Origin of the sequence: Candidatus Latescibacter sp. (genome assembly GCA_030692375.1) — a bacterium.
Taxonomy (GTDB): Bacteria; Latescibacterota; Latescibacteria; order Latescibacterales; family Latescibacteraceae; genus JAUYCD01.
In genome coordinates this window covers 1-19,658 of record JAUYCD010000051.1, presented here as the reverse complement: position 1 = coordinate 19,658, position 19,658 = coordinate 1, and the positions used below count along the sequence as shown (strand labels likewise).

Below are 19,658 nucleotides of genomic sequence, written 5' to 3'. Positions count from 1 at the left end.
CCGGATTATTCATAAAAAAGGATTTTCTTTTTGTAAGCTTTAAAACTACAGCCCCCTAAATCCCCCAAGGGGGGACTTAAAAGGCTGAAAGACAAAGCCTAACAGTTATTTTACAATTTTGTTGAACTTACATGTTATTATCTTTACCATACCAAGTCCCCCTTTGGGGGATTTAGGGGGTTGCCTTCAAAAAAGTAGGCTTAAGTGTTTGTTTAAAAATAAGTTGAGATAATACTTATGTAACTTTATGAATAATCCGGGCTAGAAAAAACAAAAGTATAATCATATTAATCATGTAAATTCTGACAAAGAGATAACGTCAGATTTTATTGCATTTATTTTCAAATCAGATGCCGAAACGAGTTTTGCATGACACGTGTCATCCTGAACTTGTTTCAGTATCTATACCTTATACAGAATGGAAAAAACTTATGAATAATTCATTTACAAATAATCCTGTTAATCTTGTCAATCCTGTCAAAATTATCTAAAATTAATTGAAAAAATACAAGTGCATATATTTTAAAATAACTATCCTTTTTTCAAGGAGTTCACCTTGGAACTATTTCCCCATAACTTAACCGTTGCAGGTTTACTGTCCGGTCTCGCGGTTTTTTCCATCGTATCCTGCAGCGGCGCCCCGGTTAAACCGGCTGACCTGGTGCTGCGCGGCGGGAAAATTGCCACTGTCGATTCTGTTTTCTTCTTTGCCGAAGCGGTGGCGGTCAGCGGGGACAGGATTGTCAAGGTCGGCAAAAGCAGCGAGATGAAACCCTATATCGGCCCTGGCACACAGGTTATCGAGCTGGACGGGAAACTGGTAGTTCCCGGTCTTATCGACGCTCACGCTCATCTGCCGGGTTACGCCGAAGCCCTCGCAGAGCTGGATTTACGGGGCACAAACCTGTTTCAAGAGATCGTTGACATGGTCGCTAAAAAAGCCAAAACGACCCTTCCCGGTGAATGGATACTCGGCAGAAGCTGGGATCAGAACGACTGGGACAGCAAGGAAATGCCCTCCCACGAACTGCTCACGAAAGCTGTCCCGAATAATCCGGTGTGGCTCGTGCGGGTGGACGGTCACGCGGGCATCGCCAACAAAAAGGCCATGGAGATGTGCGGGATCACAACACAAACCCCAAACCTCCCGGGTGGTGAAATCCTCCGGAGAAAAGACGGCGCCCCGACCGGGGTGTTTATCGACCACGCCATGCATCTGGTATACTCGCGTATTCCCGACATCCCTCCGGAGCGCGAGCGGAAAAACCTGGCTGCCGCTGCGAAAAACTGTCTCGCCGCCGGACTAACAGGCATCCATGACGCCGGAGTGTCCCCCGTAACTGTGGAACACTACAAGTATCTCATCGACCACGACCGTATGGGGCTCCGCATTTATGCCATGCTCTCCGATCCCGGAGTTGACGATCTGGCGGGCTTTATGAAGAAAAACTTGCTTCCGGATTACGGCGGCCATTGCCTGACCGTGCGGAGCATCAAGCTCTTTATCGACGGCACCCTCGGCTCACGGGGCGCGGCGCTCCTGGAGCCTTATTCCGACCGTCCGGGATACAGCGGCCTTTTGACCGCTTCTTTCGAGCGGGTAGAAAAAGTTTCGGAAAGCGCTCTCGCAGCCGGATTCCAGGTCTGCACCCACGCCATCGGCGACCGGGGCAATCGGTTGGCCCTCGACGCTTACGAACAGGCTTTCCGCGCCCATCCTACCCCCGATCACCGGTTTCGCATCGAGCATGCCCAGGTGGTTTCGCCGGAAGATATTCCTCGTTTCGCCGCCCTGGGGGTGATTCCCTCCATGCAGCCCACTCACGCCACTTCGGACATGTACTGGGCGCAGGACCGTCTGGGGCCGGAACGCATCGAGGGGGCTTATGTGTGGCAGAAGTTTCTCAAAACCGGGGCGTTCATTCCCTGCGGATCCGATTTCCCTGTAGAGGAGATCAACCCGATGCTCGGTATATACGCCGCAATCACCCGTAAGGACCCCAAAGGATGGCCCACGAACGGCTGGTTTCCGGAAGAGCGGATGACCCGTGAGCAGGCCCTTCGCGGATTCACCATCTGGGCAGCCTATGCTGCTTTTCAGGAGAAGCTGCTCGGCTCGATAGAAGCGGGAAAACTTGCCGACATGGTGGTGCTCTCCAGAGATATCCTGACAGTGGCGCCTAAGGAAATACTGACCACGGTTCCAGAATATACGATTGTGGGCGGGAAAGTGAGATACCAGAGGAAATGATAAAGGATGAAAGATAAATAAGATTTGACAAAAAGTACTTGACTTATCTGGTGAACTTATTATACTATGACTGAGAAAACGAAATGAATGTATTGCTATTTAAATATATTTGGTATTTTTACCTGTACAACTCAAATTAAGGAGTTTTCTATGTCGACTCCGAAAGCCACAGTAAAAAAGATTGAAAATTTCGTTACTCCGATTCAACTGCACTATCAGGAAAAGGAGAATTACATTACTGTTATTCCTGCAGATGAGGAGTCGTTTTACCTGACAGTTGATAAAGCCATCCAGGCTTGCAGAGCATATAATTATACAAGCGCTTTCTCCAACCAGTTTCAAAAGCTTCTGGAAAGACTCGCCCAATGGATTCATGGAAACAAAGGCGAAATTGAAAGCGCCTTTTTAACTGTCCGTGATGCCGGGTTGCTTTTTCTGGTGGTTCGTAATTCTAAAAAGTATAATGGCAAATTTGAGAACGGGCTCACTGATCTCGATATTGAAATCGCTCGGGATAAAAACTATGATAAAATAAAACTCAGCGTACTTGCCATTCCTCAAGTGGATTTTGAACAAATATCATCTTTTTTGGACCCAAAAGCCTCCTTACGGTATAACAATGCCTGATGAATCAGTTCATATTCTTCTAGCGAAACATAACCAGGATTTAATCAATCATCTGCTTGAAAACAAATCTCAATTCCACGACTGGATTACCATAGCAGCATTTTATAAGGCATTGCATATTGTAGAAGCATTATTTTTTAACGATCCTGAAATTCGACATGGTCAAAATCATGAGAACCGGGACAGGTTTCTCAAAACAAATAATAAGTACAAAAATATCTATATACACTATCGGCCCTTATGGGCAGCCGCTACCATCGCTCGATATCTTGAAGGGCCTCGGACATCAACAGTCAACAGTTTTTCAGAATACATGAGTCCTGATGATGTGATATCGATAATACTGAACAATCACCTCCTTCAAGTTGAAAAATCCGCCCAAAAGTTCCTTTCTCCTCAAAACGCTTCATTATTGTAAAGTTCATCAAACTTCCGAGTTTTGGGCAATCTATACTCCAATAACTGAAGTAAAATTCATTTTCCCTATTCTTGCAGTGTGTCCCCGTAATTGGTATATTCATTTCTCATAAGTTTCCCCCCCCATGAAAAATTGCGGAATATCATCTTTCTGCGAAAGGAGTTTCCAATGCATACACTGCGAATGATGTTTCTCTCTTTTGCCTTCCTGACTTTATCCCCGGCGCTCGGGAACATCGCCCTGGCTCAGAAAAAACTGCCCGATGTCGAGGTGAAAATGTATAACGGCCGCCCGACCGTGTTCATCGACGGCAAGCCCGACGCTCTTCCCGGATACAGCCCTGGGTCGACAAAAGAGTATTACGACAAGTATATGCACCTCTTCTACAAACACAAGATGGGTGTGTATCCCATCTGGATAGACAGGCTCCCCAGCGATTATAATTCCACCCGCTGGTGGATCGGCGAGACAGTGTCGGAAAAACAGCTTGTCGAGCAGCCTTCCTCCGTGTTCACTTTGGACGATCAGGCGAAGCACATCCTCGCGGGCGACCCGGAAGCGTACATCATCATCCGCTTCTACACCCGCGCCCCGAAATCCTGGGCAGAGAAGCACCCGAACGAGTTCACCATCAACGAGGAAGGGAAGGCTCAGGATACTCCCTCGCTCGCCTCGGATGCTTTCTGGGAGAAAGCCGCCGCTTTCGGCGCCGCGCTGGTAAAGTACTGTGAAGCGCAGCCCTGGGGGAACCGGGTCATCGGATACAATACCCACTACCTCGAGGAAGGGAGCCATATGCCTGTGGCGGACGGCTGGCTGTTCGATCACAATCCGGTCATGGCGCAGAAGTACCGCAACTTCCTCCGCAAGAAATATGTCACGGTGCAGAAGCTTCGAGCGGCGTACGGCGATTCGACCCTTTCCTTCGAGTCGGCGGATATACCGAAGGACAAGCTGCGCGGCACGGTTCCCGAAGTTTCCGGCCTCCTCTACTGGCAGAACGCGAAGGATAACCAGCCTCTGCGTGATTACCTGGAGCTGACCCGCGATCTCTTCCACCTCCGTTTCAGCCGGTGCGGCGAGGCCATGGAAAAGGCTGCGAACCGTAAGGTGCTCATTCTTCATGACGCCCTCAAGCAGGTTATGCTCGGCTGGAATCTCAAGGGATTCTTCGGCTATCCCAGCTTCGGAGAAAAGGTATCCTGGAGCCTGGCCTACCCGGAATTCATGGCAGGCTCCGGACATATGGATGTGGCGAATCTGATCTCCACCGCTCCGGGGCTTTCCGGGATTCTCACCCCGCACGATTACCAGGCGCGCGGCATCGGCGGCGTCTATGAGCCCGAGGGCGCCGCTGATACTGCTGTCCTGCGCGGCAAATACTTCTGGGCCGAAATGGACACACGCAGCGGCAACAAGGACATCGGCACAGCCCGCAATTACCAGGAATGGGCGGCCATCACCTGGCGTAACTTCGCCGCAGGCTGGGCGAGGGGATTCAATTCCTACTGGATGTACGGTTTCTTCATTGCGGACTGGTTCGGGGACAAGCCCGTGCAGGATGTCATACAGCGCCAGGTGGAGGTCATCCGGGAATCGCTCGCCTGGAAGCACGAGACAATGCCGGGCATCGCCATGATCCTCGATGATTCCGCGGCGCTTGAAACCAACGGCGCCGGCAACTTTTTCAACGATGCCATCATGTGGGAAGAGAAGATGGGTTTAGCCCGCTGCGGAGCGCCCCACAACATTTACCTGTTCGAGGATTTAGCCCTCGACAATTTTCCCAAACACAGGGTTTTCTATTTCCCCAACCTCTTCCGCGTGGACGACCAGCGGCTGGAATTATTGAAGAAGAAAGTCTTCCGTGAGGGTAACATAGTGATCTGGGGACCGGGTTCCGGAATCTCCGACGGCAAAGTGATCGGAACAGCTTCGGCATCAAAACTCACCGGATTTCAGTTCGAGATGCTTCCGGCAAACGCCCCCCGGCGCATTCTTATTTCCAACTTCAAGCATCCGATCACCCGTAACCTTGACGCCGACACCGTCATCGGCGGACCCCTGCCCTACGGCCCGGTGATGATGCCCACCGACGGCGACGAGCTGGGGCTTGCATGGGCCAAAGGCGGCAACAACCATATCGGGCTTGCCATCAAGGAGTTCGGAAAGGGAGCGGCAGGAAAGTACCAGGGGAAGGAATCTCTTGGGGCGGGCGATTATGCGGCGATTTTCACCACTGCGGTTCCTCTTCCGGCGAATCTCTGGCGGAATATCGCCCGCTATGCCGGAACGCATGTCTATACGGAATCAAACGATGTGTTCATGGCAGACAACTGCGTGGTAGCCCTGCATTCCCTCAAGTCAGAGAAAAAGAAAATCAGCCTGCCGGGGAAATACCGTGTGAAAGACCTTATCAGCGGGAAGGAATATGCGAAAAACACCGGCGAGATCGTTTTCGACCTTAAAGCCCCGGAAACACGGGTATTCCTGCTGGAAAATCAGGCGGGAAAATAATCGCACAGAATTGCACACAACGGAGAACAGAGTAACCATGAAAAAAAACACATTCAGAGCAGTGATCATGGCCTTATCTGCCGCCGGTCTGGCAGGCGCGCTTTCGGCTCAGACCAACCCGACCTGGAATCCGGCCTGGAAGCATTCCCAGAAAGTCCTGGTTCAGGAAACAGCAGGAATCGACCGCACCCGTGAGCCGGTGGATATCGAAATACAGCTCACCGAGCAGGCAACAAAGAAAAACCTCACTGCGATTCCCGATCTGGTGAAAAGGGATGTACGGGTGGTGCGTTATTCCCCCGTCGACAAAATCTTCACCGAGATACCCTGCCAGGTGTATGACATCAGAAACGGCAAGATCGCGCCTAAAGACAGCGCCAATGTTCCGGTGAGGGCGCGCATCGCATTTTTCACCGATGTAAAGGCTTATACGACGGAAACGTACTATGTTTGCCATGGAAACCCGGATGCCCCGGCGCCCCGGTATCAGTCGCCGCTTTCGGTGAAAGGGGAAAGGGTTAAGTATACCATCGACAACAGCCACTACAGGATTTTAACCGAGGAAAAGAGCGGGCAGATAGACCAGATAGATTTGAAGTTTTCTTCCAAAGCCTCGTTAAGGTTCAAGTTCGGCACACTGCATTGGAATCCCGATTTCATTGTCATCCCCGAGAATTTCCCGAAAGATGGGTATACCTGGTTCTACGCTCATCACTTTGTCGATCCGCCTCATGAGGTGGAGAGCGGACCGATCTTTTTTTCCATCAAACGCCGTCAGCTCATTCCGAACCAGGACACGGTGTATATGGAGGTGTACTACCGCTTCTATGCCGGACTTCCCTGGTTTATCATGTCCTCGCGTATAGAAGCCAAAAAGGATACCCGTACTTTCGCCATCCGTAACGACGAGCTGGCGTTCGGGCGCACCGATTTCACCCATGCCGGCTGGCGCGACAAGACACCGGACATGCTGGATACCGATAACGGCGAGATTGGCACCACGAAGGTTTGGGGGGATGACACCATCCGGCTCGGCGGGCACAGCCTGGGCAGCTCTCTGCCGCCGAACATGGCCTGGTTCAGTCTCTGCAACATCAAGAACGGCGATGCGGTCGCCAGTATCCGGCTGGAGTGGGAAAACAAGAATGTGCTCACCGGAGAGCCTTCGCCGCTCTATAATTCCCACACGGTGATCAGCGAGCACGACGAGGGATTCTACTGGTTCCGGAGCCTCATTTACTCCCCTCGGGGTTATACTACCATGTCTCTGAGCGAGATCGATAAAAACCTTATCCCGGTCCCCAAAGGGTCATCGTATTACGAAAAGAACGCCTACCTGCTCTACGAATTCGGGATGGAGAAGAAATTCGATCCGGTTGATGCGCTGAATTTCCAGTTGCGGGCGCCTCTGAATGTGAAGGTGATCAGCTGAGCCCGTCTCTTATCTAAAAGGCGGAAGAAACGGGAATAGCTTTTGAAGCTCTGCGCGTGAGGGTTGACGGCCGTATTCGCAGACCTGGAACGCTTCGACCAGCTTAATTAAATCCGCCGCCTCTTTGCCATACATTTTTTCCGCTGCTGTTCTCATGCTGCCCGGCATCTCCGTGCGCCTTGATTTCTCAAGGGAAGCCCGGCGCTCCTCATCCGTTTTCGGAACTTTGTCAAGGTTTCCCCCGGTCCAGGGCAGCCACTCATAGAACTGTGAGGGCATGCAGTGGAGCGCGCAGATTTTCTGAATGAAGACGTCATCTATAGGAACAATGACATCCGGGCGGAAAGGCTCCGGGCTTTTGAAACGGTCGGAAGTATACAGGTAAACGGGATTTTTCTTCAGCGGAGGAGTATCCGGGCATACTTTTGGGACGATGACCATGTAGGCGGTGTCCTGAACGAGAAGTCCGGTATTCCGGTGGTCAGGATGGTAGTCATTGTGACGGTGGGTGATAACCATGTCCGCATCCCATTTCCGAATGAGCCTGATGAGATTGAACCGTACCTCCAGGGTGGGCAAAAGCTCGCCGTCCGGATTGTTGAGGACTTCCGATGTGACGCCGAGGACGGCATCTGCGGCAGCAGCTTCCGCTTTCCTTATCCGGGCCAGCTCTTTTCTCGTGTGGTCCTGGTGCCCGGCGTCACCGTTGGTGACCGAAACGAATTTGACCCGATGTCCCGCCCGAACCCATTTGATGGCGGTTCCCCCTGCCTGTAGTTCGCAGTCGTCCGGGTGCGCTCCGAAAACAATGATATTCATGGTTTTTCCTTTTTCCCTTTAATCCCTATGAACTATGGCTCATGAATGATTTTTTTTTTGACATGATTTACATGATTTTACAAGATTTCATTTTATAGTTATTGTCCTGTTAATCCTGTTAATCCTGTCTAATTTCTTTTATTTTTTTTGACATGATTTACATGATTTTACAAGATTTCATTTTATAGTTTTTGTCCTGTTAATCCTGTCTAATATTTTCTTTTCTCTTTATTCTGCCAAAGAGAACCTACACCCGCAGTAATGCTGGCGGTAAATTCCGTACTCTCTGGACAGCTCGCACGAATGCCGGAAACCGTCCTTCTTCTTCCAGTCGGCTTCCAGGAACTCTACACCGGCCCGGCGGGCCTCTTCCACACCGATGGGATTGATGAGAGAGGCTTTTTTCATGGGTCCCAGGGTGAGTGTGCTTGCCGCAAGACCATAACCGTTCTCCGACGCATACCGGCATGCTCCGGTCAGACGGAGGCGGCAGCAAACAAGGCACCGGGCGCCGTTTTCCGGCTCTTTTTCCAATCCCTGCACTGCCGTGAAAAACAGCGGAGGATCATAGGTTCCTTCGATGACCGGCGCATCGAGATGACGTGAAACCTCTTTCACCACCCCAAGCCGCCGTGAATATTCATCCGCCGGATGGATGTTCGGGTTATAGAAATATCCGGTGACTGCATATTCCCCGCGGAGAGCATGTATGACATGGGTTGCGCAGGGCCCGCAGCAGATATGGAGGAGAAGTTTTTTCATTCCATAAACTTATTCTGGACAATGGAAAAGAAATTGGTAAATTATAGGTGCTGGTGTTTTCCCTGGACTAAAGCAAAGCAAATAGATCCTGAAACGAGTTCAGGATGACACATGTCATGCCGAACTTGTTTCGGCATCTAAAAAAACAGAACAAAAACTTTCGCCCTGTATAATATAGCTTCCATTCTCCTAAAAATACAACAATTCGCAGGAAAGGGAATACCATGTATCCAGGAAAGAATCTCCTCTTTCGCTTTCCGGCAATCTTTGCCTGTCTGTCGCTGTGTTTTCCGGTTATGGCGACGGCGCAGCCCGGACAAAGCCTTCCAGGCTGCTGGCCCCAGGAGTATACCGTGCAGCGTGATGACACCGCAGGCACACTGACTCTTTCCACGCCATTTTATACCATACAGCATAACCTGAAAAAGGGAGGCGCTCTCTCTTCCATCAAATACGCCTACGGCCATGCAGCCAGTCTGATCCTCCAGCCGGTTGAAACGAGCGTGCAAACATCCGGCGGGAGCTACAGCGATCTTTCTAATTCCGGCCCGGTAGTGAATCAGGTCAAAAAAGGCAACTATGTTACGGTAACTGTAGACTGCCCGCTCCTCGACCGGAACAGCAAAGAGGGCGGAATCCGGGTTAAAACCCGCTATGAATACCGCTGGGGGTATGTAAAAATCCATAAAGAAATTATATTCCCGGATACCGCAATGAAAACAAGCCGGGTGACCGTGCTTTCAACCGTGTTCGATCCCGGCCTCAGTCAGTACGGTATCCGACAGGACATAACCTACCAGGAAGGCACGAGCCCTACCACTTTTGGAGTGTGCGAGTGGAGAAAGGCTCGTGCGGGCACACATTTCGACCCGCCGCTCATGACACGGTTCGTGCCGCGTTATCTGGTTCTTGCCAACCAGGGAATCGAGGGGATAGAGTGGTTCGTTTCGGACGACCTCTCACAATGGGATTATCAGCTTTCCGGCGAGCCAGGCAACGGATATTGTAATGTAAGAACCTTGACCCATCCACTCGGAGTGTCGGTTTCCATCAGTCCCCTGTACATCCCCGGCTCTGTAACTCTGAAAGGGCTGTACACCTTCGATTATTACATCGGTTTTTCCATCCTGGAAGGGCATGCCAACAAGCCCTGGCTCCATACCTCATTCAACCGCAGCAAGGGCGCCTGGGTTTCCGAAGAAAATGTCAAAAAGTGGGCTGATTCAGGCATCCGCACCGCGCACTGCCATAATGACGGAGACGCTTACGGGGACGGTTTGTTCTGGCGCGATGGCTCCTATCCGCCCTATCCTCCCGAAGACATGAAAAAATATGACGAGGTTATCGCGAACTGCCACAAATACGGGATCAAGGCGGCGACCTATTTCTCCAACAAGGAACTGCATCCTTCCACCGACGCTTTCAAGGAGCACGGCGAGGAATGGGGGAGAAAGCCGGATGATTCGGGGAAGCTCATTCACAACAGATACGGCAAGGATGAATTCGGGGCGCAGATGTGCCTGAAATCAGGCTGGCTCGAGTATCTGGAGTTCTGCATCGACCGGGTGCTGAAGAACCACAAGCTCGACGGCGTCTATTTCGACTGGAATGTGGCGCTCTACTGCAACAATCCCCTTCACATGGGGAAGACCTCCAACGGGATTTCTCCCGACCGCGGACTGGGAACGCTTGCGCTCTCACCCACCGGGCACTGGGACATGGACGGCCTCGTAAGCCTCATGGAATGGACCCGTGAACGGGTCGGCCCCACTGGAATGATCATCGTCCACGATACCATGACGCCGATGTTCGTCACCGAAAACTTCGCAAATTACGTCGTCGGGATGGAGTGGGGTTATGGGTGGCTGTCGAAAGCGGTGCCCCCTGTCGATGATCTCCCCCTTGAATGGAATTTTGCCGGCGCGCGGTCGCGGGGGGTGATCGGATACGGCACTATCGATTCCAATGCACCAAAACGGCTGCACCGTCTCCTTGCCCTTGAAACCCTGCTTACCGGGGTTGCGCCATGGCCTGCAAGCCCTGAGGCGAAAGAGCTTTACACCATCCTCCGGCCTCTCGGCGACATCGAGAAATACCGGTTCGAAGATTACCGGAACACCTCGGTGACTTTGGACGGAGCTAACTGCGCCTCCGCGCTCTACAGCCGCCCCGGAGAAGCCTACATTCTCCTTGGAAATTTCAATCCGGAACCGAGAACGGTTGCCTGTAAAATTGAACCGAAGGCTTTACCGTATGCTTTGCCGGGGGTGCAGTCTGTCGAGATGACGGGCGTACCCGCGCCTGTAAAACTTGATATAGGCAAGCTCGCCGGAAATGGGGAATCCTTCACCATCCCGGCCGACAGCGCGGTGATGATACATATCAGATGAAGAAAGTGCCTGAGTGCCAAAGTGCCTAAGTAAAAAGAATGTCTGAACCACTGATGCGAATGATGCAAATGATAAAAGATGAAAAAAGATTAAAAAGATGAGGCTTTTTGCAAAAGTCGTGTTAAACGTAAAAAAGAAAACGAGTTTTTTAACTACAGCCCCCTATCCCTCTGTCCCTTTCCCCCTGAAGGGGGCTGCTTCAAACAATCTCGACTTTTGCAAAAGCCTCAGATAGCTCAAAATAAATGCTTTTCTTCTGTTTTGTGTCTTATTTCATCCTTCATCCTTATTTTTATGCTATTCAGACAGTCTTTTCTCTTTGTGCCTTTGCGCCTTTTCTTTTAACTTTGTCACTTTGTTACTTTGTCACTCTGTCACTTTGCTGCTTTATTCTCCCGGAGTCCAAACCATGCTCAAACTTTCCGTTGAACCACCCAAAAGAACCTTTATTCCCCTGCCGCTCGGAACAGTGCTCCCCCGCGGATGGCTCCGCGAGCAGCTTGTAATCCAGGCCGAGGGGCTTTCCGGCCACCTGGATGAATTTTTCCCCGATCTCGGGCCGGAAAGCGGCTGGCTGGGCGGAAAAGGAGAGTCATGGGAGCTGGGGCCGTACTACCTGGACGGTTTGACGCCCCTGGCTTACTTGCTGGAAGACTCCAAACTCAAGGCAAAAGTCTCCAAATGGATGAACTGGACCCTATCCAACCTGGGATCGGACGGCTGGATCGGCCCGAGAACAGACAATTCGGACAAATGGTGGCCTCGGGCGGTCATGCTCAAGGCGCTCGCCCAGTATGGAGAGGCATCGCATGACCAGCGGGTGGAAACGGCTATGGGAGCGTATTTCATGCTCCTCCGGAAATCGCTCGAGGATAGTCCTCTCACTATATGGGCAAAATTCCGATGGGGCGAGTACCTCCTGCCGCTTATCTGGTTCTGCGAGCGAAGGTTCTGCCCGATTTTCGGAGAAACCGCTTCCCTTCTCCATGCGCAGGGTTATAACTGGACCGACCACTTCACCTTTTTCACCATCGAAAACAAGGTGCGGCAGAATCCAAATATGGCTACCCATGTGGTCAACCATGCCATGGCGGTGAAGTATCCTGCGCTCTGGAGCCTCTTCTCCGGCCTTGGGGAAGACCGTACCGGCTCCGATCAGGCCATCAAAATGCTCGATCGGTTCCACGGATGCGCTACCGGACTTTTCACCGGAGACGAACACCTTTCCGGCCTCAATCCCTCACAGGGCACGGAACTCTGCGCGGTGGTGGAATATATGTTCTCTCTGGAGATGCTCACCTCCTTTTTCGGCGGAACCGCGTACGCCGACCGTCTCGAATCCCTGGGCTTCAATAATCTTCCCGGCGCATTCACCGCTGACATGTGGGCGCACCAGTATGACCAGCAGGCCAACCAGGTCCTCTGCACGATAGAAAAACGCGACTGGACAAACGGCCCGGACGCCAATATCTTCGGGCTTGCGCCCAATTACAAATGCTGCACCGGCAATTTCAACCAGGGCTGGCCGAAACTGGTCAGCCATATGTGGATGGGAACGCCGGACGGGGGATTTGCCGCCATCGCCTACGGCCCCTCGGAAGTCACCGGAACGGTCAATTCAAAGCCTGTCACCATCATCGAAAAAACCGATTATCCCTTCTATGGCGCAATCGAGCTGGAGATAAAAGTCTCCGGCCAGGAAAGCTTCCCGCTCTATCTTCGTATCCCCGGCTGGGCGGAGAAAGCCGAAGTGGCGGTGAACAGTGAATCCAGGACCGCGCCTGCTCCCGGCGCATTCCATATCATCGGCCGCACCTGGAAGAACGGCGACAGGGTAACTATCAATTTCCCCATGAAGCTTCGGGTGGCCCGCCGGTTCAACAATTCTGCGGTCATCTATCGCGGCCCGCTCACCTTCTCGCTCCGCATCGGTTCAGAGTGGAATCAGGTGCGCGGAGAAGCTCCGCACTCAGACTATGAAGTCCGTCCGACCGGCCCCTGGAACTATGCGCTCATCCTTGATGACAAGCAGCCTGAAAAGTCGCTCAAAGTGGAGGAAAAACCGGTAAGCATGCCCTGTTTCTCCGAGCTTAAAGCCCCGGTGGTTATTACAGCACAGGGTCGCAAGATTCCTTCATGGGGGCTGGATGGCGCCTCGGCTGCCCCGCCCCCGGAGAGCCCTGTATCCACAACAAGCCCGGCGGAGGAATTGCAGCTTATCCCGTACGGTTCCGCGAAACTGCGGATCACCGAGTTCCCGGTGGCGGAAAAATAAAGCCCAAGAGAGCGAACTGCCGGTTGAAATCCCCACTTTTTTTTCTTACATTTATAGAAACCTTAGAAATACAGTTGCCGCTTCGCGGGAACGATGAAACCGTTTCTCGCAAAGTTCGCAAAGTTCGCAAAGAAAAAATACTTGTTTCAATAATTTTTTTTTGTATTCCAACATTATGTTAAAGGCTTGTGAAAAACCTTCTTTTAATTGAGAGATGCCGAAACAAGTTCGGCATGACGTCATCCTGAACTCGTTGCCGCTTCGCGGGAACGATAAAACCGTTTCAGGATCTAAATGATGATAAAAAGCAGCTCTTTCACAAGCCTTGAAAAATTATTCAGATACCATAAATTATCCGTGATGCATTCGAATTTCCTGTCTTTTCCTTGCTTTATTGACTTTGCGAACTTTGCGAGAGAATAAATCAAAGATTTCAAAATCTTATGTCATACTATACCAAACCGCTGAAACCAGAAAGGAGCAGACTTTGAAACGGCGTCTTAAAATATTTGCCGGGCAATCCAATCCGGAACTGGCGCAGGAAATCTGCGATTCTCTTTCCATCAATCCCGGCCAGATGACAGCAAACAAGTTTTCCAACTGTAACATAAAGGTGCGGATCGAGGAGAGCGTACGGGAAGATGACGTATTCGTTATCCAGACAGGGTATCCGGATACCAACGAGGCGCTCATGGAGCTCCTCATCATCATCGACGCCCTCAAGTATGCATCCGCTTCACGGATTACAGCGGTCATGCCCTACTATCCCTATGTCCGGTCGGACAAGAAAGATGAACCGCGCATTTCCATCACCGCCCGTCTTGTGGCCGATCTCCTTGAGACAGCCGGGGCCGACCGTATCCTCACCATGGACCTCCATGCACCGCAGATTGTGGGTTTTTCACGGATACCGGTCGACCAGCTTCAAATTCAGCATACCATGAGTAATTATATCGAGGAGAAACATCTGGAAAACTTTGTCATCGCCGCCCCGGATGTAGGTTCCGCCAAGAGAGCCGAAGCGTTCGCCCGCCGCCTCGACGTTCCCATGGTGATCCTTGACAAACGCCGCTACTCGGACGATGAAAAGGCAACCATCCTGCGGATCATCGGGGATGTTAAGGGGAGGGACTGTGTCATCATAGACGATGAGGTCAGCACGGGCGGTTCCATGGTGGAAGCCTGCCGCGCTTTGCAGGAGCATGGAGCTCTGAATTTGATTGCAGGGTGTACTCACGGCGTCCTGACAGGAAATGCCTGCGACCGTATCCAGGAATCCCCCATCAGTGAATTTGTAACCACCAACACCATCGATCAGACCAGAACTAACTGCCACCCAAAAATAACCGTATTGAGTGTGGCCCGTCTCTTCAGTGAAGCCATCGCTGCAATTCACATGGGGACTTCCGTTTCCAAGCTGTTCATGTGAATTGAACTCACCCCTTGATCCCCTCTCTTGAAAAGAGAGGGGCGCATCTCCAGCGCTTGCCATTTTTTTTAAGTAATGACTCTTTATTCTTCTTTCTATGGAGCATGCCATGAAAAAAATACTTATCATCCACGGCCCGAATCTCAACCTTCTCGGGATGCGTGAAAAGGGAATTTATGGTGAAAAGCCGCTTGAAGCGATAAATCATGAGATAGTGAGCCACGGCGCTTCCATCGGGCTTGCGGTGGAGACGTTTCAGTCGAACAGCGAGGGCGGAATTATCGATGCCATCCAGGCGGCCGCCGTGAAATACGACGGCGTGATCATCAATCCCGGAGGATATACCCATACAAGCATCTCCATACGGGATGCAATCGCCGCGGTAACCATCCCCTTCGTAGAAGTTCACCTCTCCAATATCCACAGCCGCGAAGAGTTCCGGAAAACCTCGGTTACCGCCCCGGTCTGCCGGGGACAGATCAGCGGATTCGGCGAATTCTCGTATATTCTCGGACTGGATGCCATGCGGAGAATACTTGAATAAATGGATTACTACACCATCGTTGCGCAGAGAACCCTCCTGGAGAGAGAATTTTCAGGAAGGGTAATCGATGCGGTCCGGCTCAAAGATTTCACCACACTCCACCTCGGTTTCGAGGGTGAAAAAGCGCTCAAGCTTGCCTGCATTCCCGACATGCCCTACCTCTGTGTCATCGAGAAGCGGTTCATTCCACTGAAAAACGCCCAGGACTGGCATTTTTCAAAATTCGCCGGGAAAAAACTCATCGGCATTACCCGAACTCCGGGCGACAGAATACTCACGTTCGCTTCGGAATCGGGCTTCCGCCTGGTTTTCGAGATGACCGGCCGCAACGCCAATCTCATCGTGGTCGATCCCGGCGGAATCATAGCGGGCGCCACCCGCCTGGTAACCCGCCGTGAGAGCGGATACCGCTCCATCTATCCCGGCATTCCCTATGAGCCGCCGCCGTCACGGGGTTTCCCAGATATGTCTGCCGATTCTCTTTCCAACCTGTTGAACATGCTGGAAGCCAGTGAGGGCGCGGTATCGGAAGTGCTGTCCTCTCTTGCGGGAGGAAGCAGAATCTTTGCCGGAGAAATTCTCGCTCTCATCGGCATGGCGCCGGATACCCCGGTTTCCTCGCTCGGTTGCGGGGATAAGGAAAAGCTGCTTACCGCGGCTTTGCGCCTGATCGCAATCATAGAGCAGGGCGGAGAGGGCGGCGCTGTAATCATGGACGCCAGAACTGCTATCCCCCGCGATGTGTTCCCCGTTCCCATGGCTTCCGCCGCCGAACGGGACCGTTATTTCGACGATCTCAATGATGCGGTGGCATCTTACGCCAAAGAACGAGAGCGTGCTCTCGAATTCCGGAGCGTTCTTCAGTCGATCCATTCCGCCCTTGCCCGTGAGGAAAAAAATATAATCGGCACCATCAGCAAGATCGAGCATGAACGGGGCGGAGAGTCTGAGCCTGAAGAGCTTGAGCGGCGGGCGAATGCCCTGCTGGCGGGTCTTCGCCTCATAAAAAAGGGTATGAAATCAATTCTCCTCCCCGATCCCTATTCCGGGGGAGAGATCGAGGTGGAGCTTGACCGGGCGCTCGATGGTTCCGCGAACGCCGAACGTCTTTTCACCCGCGCCCGCAAACTGCGTTCGGCGGCGAAAGCGGCAGTGGAACGCCTCCGTACGCTTTCGAAGCGTCTGGAGGAGATAAAGGAAGAAAGGAAATCACTTGTTTCCATCGAAGACATCCGTGAGCTTAAAAAAATAGCCGCCCGATACGCCAGGAATATCTCAGCTTCACGGGAGCCGGAAGCGATGGAGAAATTCCCCCGGCGGTTTACTTCCGATTCCGGCCTGGAAATCCTCGTGGGCCGTAATGATGCTGAAAACGATGAACTGGTCCGCTGGGCGCGCCGTAACGATGTATGGCTCCATGCGCAGGGAGTGGGAGGCTCGCATGTCATTCTGCGCTCACCCGGAAAGCAGATGCCCGACCACCGGAGCATCGAGCTGGCGGCCTCTATCGCGGCTTACTATTCCAAAGCAAAGACTTCGGCTTTCGTCCCCGTGGCATGGACGCTGGTCAAGTATGTGGTGAAAAGGAAAGGTCAAGGCCCCGGGAAGGTGACCTATACCCATGAAAAGGTAATTTTTACCGAGCCGGCAAAGCTGAAAAAATAGCCCAAAGTCCAAACTTATCCTTTTTAGTGCAGCTTCTTGCATGTGGTAAAGATGAAAATGCAAAAATGTAACTTTTTTAATAAACCGATTATGCATTGTCTTGCAGTCTTTTAAGTCCCCCTTTGGGGGATTTAGGGGGCTGTAGTTTTAACGCTCACAGAGACTAAAATCCCTTTTACCTGTATAATTCGGGCTAATTACATCCGATTAATCTGCGGTTCAGACTTTTTTAATCAAGAAAATCCTTGAATCAAGATAATCAAGGTTCAGACAGTTATTTCACGAACTCCACGTACTTGTGGTCTCTCAGAAATGTATAGTAATTGATCAGGTTGAAATTGACGATGGGCTGACCGGACTCTAGCTCGCAGAGCTTCTTGATCTCCACCAGGTTACGCTTGCCGTCCACCCACCACCAGGAGGCCGAGGCCGGATTGTTCGCGCTCCACCAGTGCGGGGAACTCGTCACTTCCTTCCACTCGGTGAACGGTATCTCCTCGAGAAACAGCGTGCCGGGAAGGTGACGGTTCGGTATGATGATCGCAGCCTCTTTCTCCCAGGCGCTTGCCTGCTTTACCGGCATAACAAGGGCGATGGACTCGGTTTTACTCCGGGTATCGGCCAAGGCGCGCAGACTCCTGGTCAGGGACTTGCCGAACTCATCCAGAGACAATGTATGACGGGAAATGGCTGCGCGAGCGGCCGCTTTCTTATCGGCCTGGACAATCCGCTCGATGCTTTCGACTGCCTGTTTCTGAAGGCCGGTGTAATACTCGATGCGCTCGATGCCGTCGGCCAGGGCTTTCCCCAGCTCCATCCCGTCTTTGGCGCTCTGGACTTTTGTTTCAGCCTCAGTCGCCTTTTCTGTGATCACGTTGACCCCTCGGGCGAAAGTCAGGCCGGCGAACCAGGGAACCTCATCGAATCCCGCATTGGCTAACGTGTAGAGATAAGCGGCGTTCAGAAAGCTCAGTTCACGGATGGAGCGGGGATCGACCTTGTCGATGGTGTCCATGTTGTTATGGTGCAGGTGGCCGCCGGCGAACATGTAAATCCAGTTGGTCGGGGCGCCGATCATCGGCTCGCAGAAATAGGTGTCCGTTCCCATGGAATAGGGCATGGTATACCACTGACGGTCACGGTTGTATCTGGCGTAGTAGAGGCGGACGATCTCAGGGAATACGGCGTCTGTATAGGTGGGACAGACATTGGGATTCATGGCGATGCCGACTGCTGTTGTAGCCAGATCGTAGTTATCGGCGGGGCTGTCGCAGCATACCACGGCCACAGTCTTGTCATGCATCTGCTGAAGGTTCTTCGCCACCCAGGGAAGAGAACCGTACATCTCGCCGCCAAGCAGCACCCGTATGGACCTTTTCGGACGGGGAAGCATTCCCGATTTGATGAGATCGTTCAATGTCCCTACCGCTTCGAGGATGGCTGAGCATCCGGCGGCATTGTCGTTGGCGCCCCACTCGTTCAGATGCCCGGTAATGAGCACCTCCTCCCCCTCCGGCCCGGCGCCTTTCACCACGCCGGTGACATAGGGAAGCTGGCCGTCGGTGAAATACCGGCTGTCGATTTTAGCCCGCACCCTGACCTTTCTCCCCTGGCGAAGGAGGTCGCGGAGGTAATTGGCTTTTTTCTGGGAGATGGAAAAGCCGAAATTCTTCTTGCTGTCGTAACTGGTCATCCACCAGCCGCCGGGCATATCCGACCATCCGTTGAGCCACTGGTTGGCGTTGATGAAATCCACATTAAGCGATTCGATGTTGTCGCCCAGAAATCCGAGGATGCCGTATTTATCCATGAAACGCTTCATACCGCGCGTTCCCGCCGATGTGAGAACGATCTTCCCGGAGGCGTTCAGCTTGCCAAGCTCCGCCGGATTCGAACCTTCCATAAGCACCAGCTCCGTCTCGATACCGCCAGGAGGGGTAGGCGCGCTCCAGGCGTTCAGGGAAGTCGGGTTGTCACGGTAATTGCAGAGATAGCGGAACTCATCCGGCACATTCGGTTCGATCACCTCGAGGGTGGCCTGTTTCGCTTCCCAGCCTATGGGATTGGTCCAGGCGCAGGATTTGGTGACGCCGTCCGCCGGGGTTCCCAGGAGAAGCGCCTCGTCGAATCCCCGCTCCTGCATGATGAGCTGAGCTTCCCTGTTGGCTTTCTGCCATTCGGGAAGATTGTTCCATTTATCGTGCAGCCAGATCCGCATCACGTAATCACGCGCCCGGTTACCGGAGATTTCACCCTGAACCGCCTGAAAAAGCTGATTGATATCCGCCGCCTGAACAAAAGCCGGCAGGGAGCTGAAAGTAAAGAGAGCCGCGAATAATGCAACAATGAATCTTGACATAGTAACTCCTTTTGCAGATGAATAGTTAACCCTAATTATTCACAAACTTAAAGATAATATCCCCCCGCCGCTTAGCGGCGACCCCCTTATCGAAGGGGGTAGAAAAAATGAAAGATAAAAAATGCTTGTGGCGAATTCTCCCCTTAACAAGGGGAGATGCCGACAGGCAG

General features: G+C 52.2%; 13 protein-coding genes. 10 read left to right on the top strand and 3 right to left on the bottom strand.

The annotated features are described in order from the left end of the window. The first annotated feature begins 556 nt into the window (after positions 1–556). The 5 genes from Q8O92_03360 (at position 557) to Q8O92_03340 (ending at position 7,245) form a co-directional block, all read left to right on the top strand. A complete protein-coding gene (locus Q8O92_03360; protein ID MDP2982352.1) occupies positions 557–2,251 on the top strand; it encodes an amidohydrolase in 1,695 nt (564 codons plus the stop codon). 150 nt (positions 2,252–2,401) lie between these two features. Next, complete coding sequence (locus Q8O92_03355; GenBank protein MDP2982351.1) at positions 2,402–2,878, top strand: hypothetical protein; 477 nt, start codon at positions 2,402–2,404, stop codon at positions 2,876–2,878. After that, complete coding sequence (locus tag Q8O92_03350; protein MDP2982350.1) at positions 2,871–3,296, top strand: hypothetical protein; 426 nt, start codon at positions 2,871–2,873, stop codon at positions 3,294–3,296. The genes Q8O92_03355 and Q8O92_03350 overlap by 8 nt, the downstream gene beginning before the upstream one ends. Before the next feature lie 168 nt (positions 3,297–3,464). After that, positions 3,465–5,813 carry a hypothetical protein gene (locus Q8O92_03345; protein ID MDP2982349.1) on the top strand — a complete coding sequence of 783 codons (2,349 nt, stop codon included), beginning with the start codon at positions 3,465–3,467 and terminating at the stop codon, positions 5,811–5,813. Between the two features lie 37 nt (positions 5,814–5,850). Beyond that, complete coding sequence (locus Q8O92_03340; protein MDP2982348.1) at positions 5,851–7,245, top strand: hypothetical protein; 1,395 nt, start codon at positions 5,851–5,853, stop codon at positions 7,243–7,245. 9 nt (positions 7,246–7,254) lie between these two features. Here Q8O92_03340 and Q8O92_03335 read toward each other — a convergent pair whose 3' ends face one another. Continuing rightward, positions 7,255–8,064: a PIG-L family deacetylase gene (locus Q8O92_03335; protein ID MDP2982347.1), complete on the bottom strand. Its 810-nt coding sequence runs from the start codon at positions 8,062–8,064 to the stop codon at positions 7,255–7,257. A gap of 228 nt (positions 8,065–8,292) precedes the next feature. Then, positions 8,293–8,826 carry an epoxyqueuosine reductase QueH gene (locus Q8O92_03330; GenBank protein ID MDP2982346.1) on the bottom strand — a complete coding sequence of 178 codons (534 nt, stop codon included), beginning with the start codon at positions 8,824–8,826 and terminating at the stop codon, positions 8,293–8,295. A gap of 224 nt (positions 8,827–9,050) precedes the next feature. Between Q8O92_03330 and Q8O92_03325 the strand changes: the two genes are divergently transcribed. The 5 genes from Q8O92_03325 (at position 9,051) to Q8O92_03305 (ending at position 17,129) form a co-directional block, all read left to right on the top strand. Continuing rightward, the gene (locus tag Q8O92_03325; protein MDP2982345.1) at positions 9,051–11,216 is read left to right on the top strand and encodes a DUF6259 domain-containing protein; all 2,166 of its coding nucleotides are present in this window, start codon (positions 9,051–9,053) and stop codon (positions 11,214–11,216) included. Between the two features lie 409 nt (positions 11,217–11,625). Next, positions 11,626–13,491 carry a glycoside hydrolase family 127 protein gene (locus Q8O92_03320; GenBank protein ID MDP2982344.1) on the top strand — a complete coding sequence of 622 codons (1,866 nt, stop codon included), beginning with the start codon at positions 11,626–11,628 and terminating at the stop codon, positions 13,489–13,491. Between the two features lie 487 nt (positions 13,492–13,978). After that, a complete protein-coding gene (locus Q8O92_03315; protein MDP2982343.1) occupies positions 13,979–14,920 on the top strand; it encodes a ribose-phosphate pyrophosphokinase in 942 nt (313 codons plus the stop codon). 109 nt (positions 14,921–15,029) lie between these two features. After that, complete coding sequence (gene aroQ / locus Q8O92_03310) at positions 15,030–15,464, top strand: type II 3-dehydroquinate dehydratase (GenBank protein ID MDP2982342.1); 435 nt, start codon at positions 15,030–15,032, stop codon at positions 15,462–15,464. Continuing rightward, a complete protein-coding gene (locus Q8O92_03305) occupies positions 15,465–17,129 on the top strand; it encodes an NFACT family protein (protein ID MDP2982341.1) in 1,665 nt (554 codons plus the stop codon). It begins immediately after the preceding gene. Between the two features lie 274 nt (positions 17,130–17,403). Here Q8O92_03305 and Q8O92_03300 read toward each other — a convergent pair whose 3' ends face one another. Next, a complete protein-coding gene (locus tag Q8O92_03300; GenBank protein ID MDP2982340.1) occupies positions 17,404–19,488 on the bottom strand; it encodes a M28 family peptidase in 2,085 nt (694 codons plus the stop codon). Positions 19,489–19,658 lie beyond the last annotated feature (170 nt).